The organism is Streptomyces sp. NPDC033221 (assembly GCF_055577005.1).
Genome location: NZ_JBVIQN010000018.1, coordinates 75,482 through 86,562, shown reverse-complemented (window position 1 = coordinate 86,562; position 11,081 = coordinate 75,482). Strand labels below are relative to the sequence as shown.

Annotated in this window: 8 protein-coding genes; 2 read left to right on the top strand and 6 right to left on the bottom strand. The window is 74.2% G+C overall.

Features of this window, described 5'->3' with window-relative positions; all coding sequences use genetic code 11:
* The 5 genes from qcrB to ACZ53K_RS23390 form a co-directional block, all read right to left on the bottom strand.
* Positions 1–1,638, bottom strand: a complete 1,638-nt coding sequence (qcrB, locus tag ACZ53K_RS23410; RefSeq protein WP_468839863.1) for a cytochrome bc1 complex cytochrome b subunit — start codon at positions 1,636–1,638, stop codon at positions 1–3.
* A gap of 11 nt (positions 1,639–1,649) precedes the next feature.
* Positions 1,650–2,033 carry a DUF6479 family protein gene (locus ACZ53K_RS23405; protein ID WP_468839861.1) on the bottom strand — a complete coding sequence of 128 codons (384 nt, stop codon included), beginning with the start codon at positions 2,031–2,033 and terminating at the stop codon, positions 1,650–1,652.
* A 117-nt stretch (positions 2,034–2,150) separates the two neighbouring features.
* Positions 2,151–2,633, bottom strand: coding sequence for a VOC family protein (locus ACZ53K_RS23400; protein WP_468839858.1), 483 nt, complete (start codon positions 2,631–2,633; stop codon positions 2,151–2,153).
* Positions 2,634–2,812: 179 nt separating this feature from the next.
* On the bottom strand, positions 2,813–3,229 hold the full coding sequence (locus ACZ53K_RS23395) for a CBS domain-containing protein (protein WP_468839855.1): 417 nt from the start codon (positions 3,227–3,229) through the stop codon (positions 2,813–2,815).
* Between the two features lie 167 nt (positions 3,230–3,396).
* A complete protein-coding gene (locus tag ACZ53K_RS23390) occupies positions 3,397–4,218 on the bottom strand; it encodes a SigB/SigF/SigG family RNA polymerase sigma factor (protein ID WP_468839852.1) in 822 nt (273 codons plus the stop codon).
* 216 nt (positions 4,219–4,434) lie between these two features.
* Between ACZ53K_RS23390 and ACZ53K_RS23385 the strand changes: the two genes are divergently transcribed.
* Positions 4,435–6,783 carry a GMC oxidoreductase gene (locus tag ACZ53K_RS23385; RefSeq protein WP_468839849.1) on the top strand — a complete coding sequence of 783 codons (2,349 nt, stop codon included), beginning with the start codon at positions 4,435–4,437 and terminating at the stop codon, positions 6,781–6,783.
* A 21-nt stretch (positions 6,784–6,804) separates the two neighbouring features.
* Here ACZ53K_RS23385 and ACZ53K_RS23380 read toward each other — a convergent pair whose 3' ends face one another.
* On the bottom strand, positions 6,805–7,929 hold the full coding sequence (locus ACZ53K_RS23380; RefSeq protein WP_468839847.1) for an alpha/beta hydrolase: 1,125 nt from the start codon (positions 7,927–7,929) through the stop codon (positions 6,805–6,807).
* A gap of 133 nt (positions 7,930–8,062) precedes the next feature.
* Here ACZ53K_RS23380 and ACZ53K_RS23375 point away from each other — a divergent pair, with 133 nt between their 5' ends.
* A complete protein-coding gene (locus ACZ53K_RS23375; RefSeq protein ID WP_468839845.1) occupies positions 8,063–11,014 on the top strand; it encodes a helix-turn-helix transcriptional regulator in 2,952 nt (983 codons plus the stop codon).
* Positions 11,015–11,081: the final 67 nt, after the last annotated feature.

Below are 11,081 nucleotides of genomic sequence, written 5' to 3'. Positions count from 1 at the left end.
TCAGCTGTCGTCCGGCCCGGCCGTCCGCTCGGCGATGTGGGCCCGCTGCTCGGGGGTGACCGGCAGTTCGAGCCGGTCGCGGTGGTACCAGTCGCTCAGTGCCAGGCGTACGCGCTGCCGCCGTGCCAGGTGGGCCGTACCGGCAGGATCCGCGGGGGGCCGCAGCGGTTCGGGGAGGTCGCGCACGAGCAGCCGGTACCGGCGGTCGGCGGACAGGCCCCGGTGCCCCTCGCCGAGTCCGCCGCTCACGTCCTGCGTCACCTCGCCGGTTTCCTCGCCCTCCGCCAGCGCGTCGCGATCCTCGCTCTGCAGGGCGAGGCAGATCCGCTTGGTGAGCAGGAACGCGAGCACCGGGGCCGCCACCAGGGCGACGCGGAAGAACCAGGTCAGGGCGTTCACCGAGACGCGGAAGCCGAAGGCGGTCACGTCGTTGCCGCCGGCGGCGAGGAGCACGGCGTAGCAGACGATGCCGGCGACTCCCAGGGCCGTACGCGTGGGACGGTTCCGCGGCCGGTCGCACAGGTGGTGTTCCCGGCCGTCCCGGGTCAGCCATTGCTCGCAGAACGGATAGAGGTACAGGACGAGGAAGAACAGTCCGGGCAGGATCACCGCGGGGACCAGGACGCTCCACAGGACCGTGTGGCCCCAGAGGTCGCTCTCCCACGGCGGCATGAGGCGCAGCGCGCCTTCCAGGAAGCCGACGTACCAGTCGGGCTGCGCGTCGGTGGCGACCTGGTCGGCGCGGTACGGTCCGTACTCCCATACGGGGTTGATCTGGGCCAGCGCGCCGAGGAGCGTCAGGACGCCCGCGGTCATGAAGAACAGGCCGGCGGACTTCGCGGTGAAGTGCGGGTACATCGGGCGGCCGACGACGTTGCGGTTGGTGCGGCCGCGTTCGTTCCACTGGGTGTGCTTGAGGTGGACGACCAGGATCAGGTGTGCCGTGATCAGCGCGACCAGGATGCCCGGGACGAGCAGGATGTGCAGCCCGTACAGGCGGTTGACGAGGTCGGTGCCCGGGAACGGGCCGCCCCACAGGAAGAAGCCCAGGTACGTGCCGGCGAGCGGGATCGACATCACGATGGTGTGCGCGGTGCGCAGGCCGGTGCCGGACAGTGAGTCGTCGGGCAGCGAATAGCCGGCGAATCCTTCCAGCATCGCCAGCATGAACAGCGTCACGCCGATGATCCAGTTGACTTCCCTGGGTCGGCGGAAGGCACCGGTGAAGAAGATCCGGAGCAGATGGACGCAGAGCGCGGCGATGAAGACCAGGGCTGCCCAGTGGTGGATCTGCCGGATCAGCAGCCCGCCGCGGATGTCGAAGCTGATGCGCAGGGTCGAGGCGTACGCCTGTGACATGGGCAGCCCGGAGAGCGGGGTGTGCCGGCCGTGGTAGACGGTGTGCGCGGTCACCGGGTCGAAGAACAGGGTCAGGTACGTGCCGGTGAGGACGAGGACGAGGAAGCCGTAGAGCGCGAGTTCGCCGAGCAGGAAGGACCAGTGGTCCGGGAAGGCCTTGCGCAGCAGGGCTCTGGCGCCCTCGGCGGCCGGCAGGCGCCGGTCGAGTGCCTCGAAGCCGGTGCGTGCCGGGTCGGCGGTGCGGGGCGGCGCGGGTGCTTTCCGACGGGGGAACACCATGGGGTGCGGCCTCAGCCGTTGCCGAACGAGCCGCTCTTCCCCTCGTTGAACGGCGGCGGTTCGTCGGAGTCGCCGGGGCGCGTCCCGTACTCGCCCATGTCCTTGACCCCGGCCGCCGGTGTCGCGTCATGGCTCTCCCGGGACACCCCGTCGGTCTCCCGTGCCGACGTGCCGTTCCGGGCCGCCGTCCTCGCGTGCCGGGGCCGCGCGTGGGCGCGCGGCGGGCGGTCCTTGTTGCGTGCGCGGCGCCGGTAGCCGTACACCACGGCGCCGATGAGCAGGAGTACGACGACGATGCCCGCGATGAGGGGGCCGATGCCGATGGCCAGGTGGGAGGCGGCCGTCGGCGCTTCGACCGGCAGGGGTGCGGCCGTCAGGGGAGCATCGAGAGACATGGGGGCTGATTACCCGTTGGTCCCGCTTTGCCATCAAAGGCGCCCCCAAACGAGTGGGGGCGCCGGTGGGCACACGGCGGGGCACGGGCGGCCTGCCCGTGCCCCGCCGTCCGCGCTCTACCGCTCTCCGGCGTGTGCCGTGCGGACGGCCGCGAGGTCGATCTTGTGCATCTGGAACATCGCCTCGCTGGCCCGCTTCGCCTTCGCCGGGTCGGCGTCGGTCACCAGCTGCAGGAGTTCCTTGGGGAAGACCTGCCAGGACACGCCGTACCTGTCCTTCAGCCAGCCGCACTGGCCTTCTTCGCCGCCGTCGGTGAGCTTCTCCCAGTAATAGTCCACCTCTTCCTGGTCGGCGCAGCGGACCTGGAACGAGACGGCTTCGCTGAACGTGAACTGCGGGCCGCCGTTGAGGCCCATGAACTTCTGGCCGTTGAGGACGAACTCGACCGCCATCACCTCGCCGGGCGTCCCGGGCCCGGCCTCGTTGTAACGGGCGATGTGGCCGAGCTGGGAGTTCTTGAAGATGGACAGGTAGTAGTGGGCCGCTTCCTCGGCCCGGCCGTCGAACCACAGACAGGTCGTGAAACCGTCGATCGCCATGGTGTGCCTCCCGTCGTGTGGGCTCGTGTATACCCGTACGGCGGGGACCGCGCCATAACCAAACCGGCGTTCGAACCGGAGTGCACGGTGATTGACGGAGGTGCGCCCACGCCGCGTACACCATCGTGCCTACGGTCCGGCGCGGCCGCACCCCGTCCCCGCGGGCGTGCGCGGTGCTCTCAGTCGGTGGAGAGGGCTTCGAGGAGGTCGCCCGCCTTGGAGTCGGGCAGGGCGCGGGCGACGTCGGCCAGCGCGACCATGCCGACCAGGCGGTGGCCGTCGATCACCGGCAGGCGCCGGACCTTGTGCCGGGTCATGGTCGCGAGGATCTCCTCCGCGCCGTCGTCGGCGCCGATCGTCACGGCCTCGCCCTGGGCCAGTTCGCCGGCCTTGGTCCGTGCGGGGTCCTTGCCCTGGCCCAGGACCTTGACGACGATGTCCCGGTCCGTCAGGACGCCCTTGAGCCGGTCGTCCGTACCGCAGATCGGAACCGCTCCGACGCCGAGATCGGTGAGCTTGCGGGCCGCGTCGAGGACGCTCTCCTCGGCACCGACGCACTCGGCTCCGGGAGTCATGATGTCGCGTGCAGCAGGCATGGTTCCGCCTTTCTTCGTGAGATGTGCCGGTGCGTGACCGCGGCCGGAAAGCCGCTCGTGGGGCGTGGTGAACGCCCGGTTCCGGCCGCCAGCACACGCGTTCCCCTCTGTTCGGGTCGCTAACGTCGAATTCCGGGGATTGGGCCGGATGCCGTCCGTGCCGCGGATCAGGCCGCGGCGCGGACGCCGGTGGACGCGGCCGGGGAGACCTCGGCGCGGATCCGGGCGAGGGACCGGCTGAGCAGCCGGGACACGTGCATCTGGGACAAGCCGGTCTCGGCCGCGATGGCGCTCTGGGTCAGGTCGTCGAAGAACCGCAGGTACAGGATGCGGCGTTCGCGTTCCGGCAGGCGCGCGAGCGCGGGCTTGACCGCCTCGCGCCGGTCGATGCGCGCGAAGCCGGTCTCGGTGCTGCCCAGGGTGTCCTTGAGGGTGTGGTCGGCGCCGTCGCCGTCCGGGCCGAGGGCCGCGTCCAGGGACAGCGAGCGGTAGGTCTCCAGGGCGTCCAGGCCGAGCAGGACGTCCTCCTCGCCGAGCCCGGTGTGCCCGGCGAGCTGGGCGACGGTCGGCGAGCGGCCGTCGAGGGCGGTGCTCAGTTCCCGTACGGCCGTACGGACCTTGGTGCGTGCTTCCTGGGCGCGGCGCGGGACATGGACGTCCCAGGTGCAGTCGCGGAAGTGCTTCTTGAGTTCGCCGGTGATGGTGGGCACGGCGAAGGTCTCGAAGGCGTCGGCGCGTTCGGGGTCGAAACGGTCGACGGCCTTGACCAGGCCGAGGGCGGCGACCTGCCGCAGGTCGTCGAGGTTCTCGCCGCGGTCGCGCAGGCGGTGGGCCAGGCGGTGGGCCATCGGGAGCCAGGCGGCGATCACCCGCCGTCGGACGCCGGTCCGGCGCGCGCCGTCGGGCAGTCCGGCCAGGAGGCGGAGGTCCTCGGCGGTGTCCGGGGCGGTGTGGCGGCGCTCGCGGCGTGCGGGTGCGGTGGTGGCCATGGCGGGCCCTCCTTCAAACGCTGTGGTGCGTTCGTACGGCTCGCGAGGGCACGCGGCGGAAAGCGTCAGACGTGTGACCCCTCGCGGGTGCCTGCGTTTCCGAAGCACTGGTGCGGGTCTTCTGTCCAGGCGTTGGTGTTCCACACCTCCCGGCACCCGGTCTTCCCGCCTCCCCGCCGATCGGCACCGGGTTCCGGATGTGCGCGCGGTGGTCCGTTGCTCTACTGGGAGGGCCGGCCGCCGCGGGTCCGCGCGGCCGTCGCCGAGCTGGAGGGACGGAACGTGGCCGAGGCGTCGCCGGACAGCGGGGCGGGGCGCCCCGAGCGGGTCGGCGCGCTGGTCGTCGGCTCCGGTTTCGGCGGGTCGGTGGCGGCGTACCGGCTGGCGGAGGCGGGTCTGTCCGTCGTCGTTCTGGAGCGCGGACGGGCGTATCCGCCGGGGAGTTTTCCCCGGGCGCCGGCGGAGCTGGGGCGGGCCCTGTGGGACCCGAGTGAGGGGCTGTACGGCCTGTTCGACGTCTGGCGGTTCCGGGGCTGCGACTCCCTCGTCTCCTCCGGGCTGGGCGGCGGCTCACTCATCTACGCCAATGTGCTGCTGCGCAAGGAGCCGCACTGGTTCGTGGCACGGGAGGAACTGCCCGGTGGCGGCCATGAATCCTGGCCGCTGACCCGCGCGGACCTCGACCCGCACTATGACGCGGTCGAGTCCGTACTGCGCCCGGTCCCCTACCCGGCCGACACCGAGCCGTACGCCCGTACACCGAAGACGCGGGCGCTGCGGGAGGCGGCCGGGCGGGCGGGGCTGCCGTGGTCACCGGCGCCGCTCGCGGTCAGCTTCGCCCCTCGTCCCGGCGCGCCGCCCGGCCCGGGTCTGTCGCTCGCTGACGAGCCGTACGGCAATCTCCACGGCGTGCCGCGCGGCACCTGCGCGCTCACCGGTGAGTGCGACCTGGGCTGCAACAACGGCGCGAAGAACACTCTCGACCACACGTATCTGTCCGCCGCGCGCCACCACGGCGCCGATCTGCGGACCGGGCACCAGGCCGTGACGGTGGAGCCGTTGGAGGGCGGCGGATACCGCGTGGGATACGTCGTGCACGACATGGACGGCGCGGGACCGCCGGTACGCACCGCCGACCTGCCGCGGCGCCACATCGACTGCGGCCGGCTGGTCCTGGCGGCGGGCACGTACGGCACGGTCCACCTGCTGCTGGCCAACCGGGCGCGGCTGCCCGGCCTGGGCCCGGCGCTCGGTACCCGGTTCTGCGGCAACGGTGACCTGCTGACCTTCCTGTACGGCCGGGACGGGACACCGGTGCCGCGCCCGGACCGCGGGCCGGTGATCACCGGCGTGGTGGGCGAGGCGGACGGCGGCGCGGGGCGCGGGCACATCGTCCAGGACGGCGGATACCCCGGCTTCCTGAACTGGCTCGCGGAGGGCGTGCGGCTCGCCGGGGGCGCCGGGCGGCTGGCCGCGTTCGCCGCCGGACTGGCGCGGGATCATGTCCTCGGCTCGCCGGACAGCAACCTCTCCGGTGAGATCGCCGCCCTGCTCGGGGCCGGCAAGGGCTTCCCCGGGGTGCTGCCGCTGCTGGGCGTCGGCCGGGACGTGCCCGACGGGGTGATGGGGCTGCGGGACGGCCGGCTGGACGTCCGGTGGACCACCGCCACCAGCCGGGCGTACTACGAAGGCGTCCGCACCACGATGCGGCGGCTCGCCGACGCGATGGGCGCGGGCCACCTGGACAATCCCCTCTGGTGGTGGCGGCGGGTCGTCACCGTCCATCCGGTGGGCGGCGCGCCCCTCGGCGACCGCCCGGAGGAGGCCGTCTGCGACCCGTACGGCGAGGTGTTCGGGCACCCCCGCCTGTACGTGGCGGACGCGGCGGCGCTGCCCGGACCGGTCGGGGTGAACCCGTCGCTGACGATCGCGGCGCTGGCGGACCGGATGAGCACCCGGCTGCTGGAGAACCGGCCGTCCCGGCGCGCGCACCGCCCCGCCCCGGCACCGGCCACGGCCCTGACGTTCGCCGAGGTCATGCGCGGCGCGCTGGCCGACGGGCCGGGGCTCGTCCTGCGCCTGACCGTCACCGTCGACGACGTGGACGCCTTCATCGACTCGCCGGACCACCGGGCCGCCGTACGCGGGACGGTGGACTGCGACCCGCTGGGCGGCCGGCTGTCCGTACGGGAGGGCTGGTTCAACCTCTTCGTACCGGGCGGGCTGCCGGGGCACCGGCGGATGCTCTACCACCTCCACCTGGACGGGCCGCAGGGCCGCCCGCTGACCCTCACCGGCCGCAAGGAGATGGGTGACGACCCGGGACCCGACCTGTGGGCTGACACGACCACCCTGGCGGTCGAGCTCCACCAGGGCCGGCTCGCGCCGGGTGAGGAGCCCGCGCGGGCACCGCTCGGTACCGGTGTGGTGCGCGTGGGGCGTCTGGGCTTCGTGCGGCAGCTGGCCTCCATGCGCGCGACGGGGGCCGCTCCGCTGGCCGCGCTCGCCCGGTTCGGGGAGTTCTTCGCCGGGGAGCTGTGGGGGGTGTACGGGCAGGGGCGATAGCGCGGGCTTCCGGCGGGGGGCTCAGTGCGCGTCCAGGAAGGCCGTCAGGTGCGGGAAGACGTCGCGGGCGCTGTCCTTGCCCATGAAGACGTCCTGGTGGCCGTAGCCCGGGAAGCGGTGCAGACGGGAGACGCCGGGTGCGCGGGCCGCCAGTTCGCGCTGGCAGGCGGGGTTGGAGTCGGCCATGACGTGGTTGCGGTCGCCGGTGGTCAGCAGGAGCGGGGTGGTCAGACCGGCCGCCGCCTCCAGGTAATCGTCGGGCAGTTCGCGGTACGCCGGGTCGCCGGGCCGGTACTTGACGGCCCGGCCGGCCCGGACGATCGCCCGGATGTGCCGGTAATAGTGCAGGCCGGTGGCTCCGAACAGGTCCGCCGCACGCTCGTGGGTGACCGGTGACATCAGGGCGTGGTCGTACAGCGCGGGCCGCCCGGAACCCCACATCGCGCTCACCATGTGGCAGGAGGGCACCCGGCATTCGGGGTGGAAGAGCGACACCAGCCGGGCGATCATGCGGCCGCGGGTGAACGGGGCGTCCTGCGGCCAGGCGGGGTTGAGGTAGGGCAGGCCGAGCACGTACTCGGTCAGGCCGGGGACGACGTAGAGCTTGCAGCGGGACCACCGGGGCGGCCGCAGGACGAGGGCAGAGCTGTTGATGACCGCGCTGGTCACGCCGGTGACGAGGCCGGCGGCCAGGCTCATCGCGAAGGTCACCCCGCCCAGGCAGTGCGCGATCACGTGCAGCCGGGCCGCCGGGCCGATGTGCGCCCGGATCTCGGCGAACGCGGCGGGGAAGTCGTGCAGGGCGACGTCGTCGAGGGTGAAGCGGTGGGCGGCCAGGTCGTACGGGAAGCGGTTGCTCATCCGGTGGTCGAGGGCCCAGACGTCGGGGTAGCCGTGGTCGAGCAGGTGGGTGGTGAGGTCGTCGTGCTCGGGCATCACGAACATGTCGCTCGACGTGGTCAGACCGTGTACGAGCAGCACCGCGTCGGCCGGTGCGGGGCGGGTGGCGGGTGCGGGACCGGCGGCCGGCGCGCGGCGGTAGCGGGTCAGGGTCAGGCCCAGTCCGTCGCCGGCCGCGAACGGGTGCACGGTGACCTCGGCGTCACGGACGCCTTCGCTGGTGAACAGGGGGATGCGGCGCTGCATACGGGACCGGCCCTCCTCAGCCCCCCGCCACCCCGACAAATTGCCCGAATAGTCTCTGTAGACCAAAATATTCCATTGGGGCGACCTCCGCCGTTCACCCGCCCACCCCACCCGAACGAAACCGGCCCGCCCGATGCCCGACAGCCCTGTACCGCCCCACGGCAACCGCGCGCTCGTCGGCCGTTCAGAGGTCGTACGGCTCCTCGGCACGGAAGCGGAGCGGGCCGCGGCGGGCGAGTTCCGGCTCGTCGAACTGACCGGCGACCCGGGGGCGGGCAAGACCAGACTGCTCGGCGAGACCGCCGGCGCCGCACAGCGGCACGGGCTGACCGTGCTGCGCGGCCGGGGCACCGAGTACGAGAACGACGTCCCCCTCTCGCTGGCCGTGGACGCCCTGGACGACCAGGTGGAGAGCCGGGCCGAGCAGGTGCGCGCGGCCCTGGACGCGGAGAGCGCGCGGCTGCTCGCCGACATCTTCCCCGCCCTGTCGGCGGACCGGCCGGCCCCGGACCCCGCGGCGGCCCCGAGCACCGGCCTCAACCGCTACCGCGTGCACCGCGCCGTACGGCTCCTGCTGGAGGCCCTCGCGGACCCCGGCGGCCTCGCGGTGCTGCTGGACGATGTGCACTGGGCCGACGAGGGGTCGGTGGAGCTGCTCGCCCACCTCGCCCGGCACCCGCCGCGCGGCCCCCTCCTGCTCGCCGTCACCTACCGCACGCGCCAGGCAGGCCCCCGGCTCACCGCCGCCCTCGCCGACGCGGCGCCGGGACTGCGCACCCGTATCGAGGTCGCGCCGCTCACCCTCCGGGAGGCCGGTGAGTTCCTCGGCCCGTCCGTCGGTGCCCGGCGCCGCCGCGCGCTGTACGAGGCCAGCGGCGGCAACCCGCTGTACCTGGAGGCGCTGGCCCGCTCCGCGCCGGACGCCGCCACGCCCGCCGGGGGCGCCGCCCCGATCGACGACGGCGGGCTGCTGCCGGCCGCGGTACGCGAAGCCCTCGCCGCCGAACTGGCCGCGCTCCCCGCCGGCGCACGGCTGGCCGCCCAGGCCGCCGCCACCCTCGGGGACGAGTTCGAGCCGGGCATGGTGGCCGTCGCCGCGCCGACGACCGAGGCGGAGGCGCTGGCGGCCCTCGACGAACTGGCGCTGCGGGACGTGGTGCGCTGCGCGCCCGCCCCGGGCCGCTTCCGCTTCCGCCACCCCGTCGTCCGGCACCTCGCGTACGCCTCCTCCGGCGCGGGCTGGCGGGTCGCCGCGCACGCACGCGTGGCCGCCGCCCTGGACGAGCGCGACGCGCCCACCGTCACCCGCGCCCGGCACATCGCCCGCTCGGCACGGTTCGGGGACCTGCTGTCCGTCGGCGTGCTCGTCGAGGCGGCCCGCGCGAGCGCCTACCAGTCCCCCGCGACCGCCGCCCAGTGGCTGCGCACCGCCCTGGACCTGCTGCCCGAGAATCCAGGCGGCACGGCGGCCGGTCCCGCGCCCGACAGGCTCTCCCTGCTCGTGGAGCTGGCCCGGCTCCAGGGCGTCGGCGGGCGGCTCGTCCAGGGCCGGGACACCGCGCTGGAGGTGCTGCGGCTGCTGCCGCCGGACGCCTGGGCGCAGCGGGCCCGCGCCGCCCGGTTCTGCGCCATCCTGGAACGGCTGCTCAACCGGCAGGCGGAAGGCCGCGCCCTGCTCCGGTCGGAGCTGGGCCGGGTGCCGCCGGAGCACGCGGCGGACGCGGTCCCGCTGCACCTCCAGCTGATCGGCGACAGTCTCATCCGTGCCGATTACCCGGGCGCCGCCGAGCAGTTGGACCGGCTGACCGCCGTGCTGTCCCGGCCCGGCGGCGGCGCCGAGGCGGCCGGCGGCGCGCCCGACGACTGGGTGCCGCTGGTGACACTCCGCCTCGGCTGCACCTACGGCGCGGGTGACCTGGACACCGCGCACGAGCTGGCCGCCAAGGCCGAGCGGCTGACGGAAGAGGCCACCGACGCCGAGCTGGCGCCGTGGCTGGAGTCGCTGTCCTTCCTGTGCTGGATCGACGCGATGATGGGCCGGCTGCCGCAGGCCGCCCGCTTGGTCGAGCGGAGTCTGGCCATCGCCAACGCCACCGGCCAGAGCTATCTGTCGCCCTGGATCCTGACCGCGCAGGCGTTCACGTACGGACGGACGGGACGGCTCGCGGAGGCCGTGGACCGGGCCGAGGACGCACTGGACGCGGCGCGGCTGCTGGGCTCCGACGAGTGCGTGGCGCTGGCGCTGGCCGTCAAGTCGCTGATGGTCCGCTGGACGGGCGACTCCGCCGCCGCCCTGGCCCTCGCCGACGAGGCGATCCGGCATGCGGACGGCCGCCGGGAGTGGTGGGCGCGGCTCGGCGTCGTCGGCCGCGGGCTGGCGCTGGTGGGGCTGCAGGAGGTGGACGCGGGCGGCACGGAGGTGCTGGACGCGTGCGACGCGTTCGTCTCCCCGCTGCTGGAACGCAGCTGCCTGCTGGTGTGCTGCGAGGCGATGGCCGACGCGGAGGCCGAGCGCGGCCGGCCCGAAGCGGCGGCGGGCTGGGCGGACCGGGCCGCGGCGGTCCCCGGCGGCGGTACGGGATCGGGGCACGCGGTGCTGGCGCGGGCCCACGCGGAGCAGGAGGGCGACCCGGACGCGGCGGCACACGGCGCGGTCCGGGCGGCGGAGCTGTTCGAGGCGTCGGGCGAGCGGCTGTCCGCGGCGCGGGCCTGGCTGCGGGCCGGTACCGCGCACGCCCGCTGCGGGCAGAAGTCCGCGGCGCGTACGGAGCTGGCGCGGGCGGCGGAGGTCTTCGGCACGTGCGGAGCGCTGGGCCTGCACGCCCGGACCGTACGCGAACAGCGGCGGCTGGGCGTACGGACCGGGCGGACGGCGACGCGGGCGGACGGGCGGCTGTCGCGGCGGGAGGCGGAGGTGGCCGAGCTGGTCCGGCAGGGGTTCAGCAATCAGCGGATCGCGGAACGGCTGTTTCTGAGCCCGCGGACGGTCGAAACGCATGTGGCGCACGTCTTCGCGAAGCTCGGGGTGTCGTCGCGGGCGGCGGTGGCGGGGAAGCTGGCGGGGGTGTGGGGGCCGGAGGGCTGAGGGGCGTACGGGGGCCGGGGGGGGCGGCACGGGGGCGCCGGGCTCAGTAGCGCGCTCCTCCGTATCC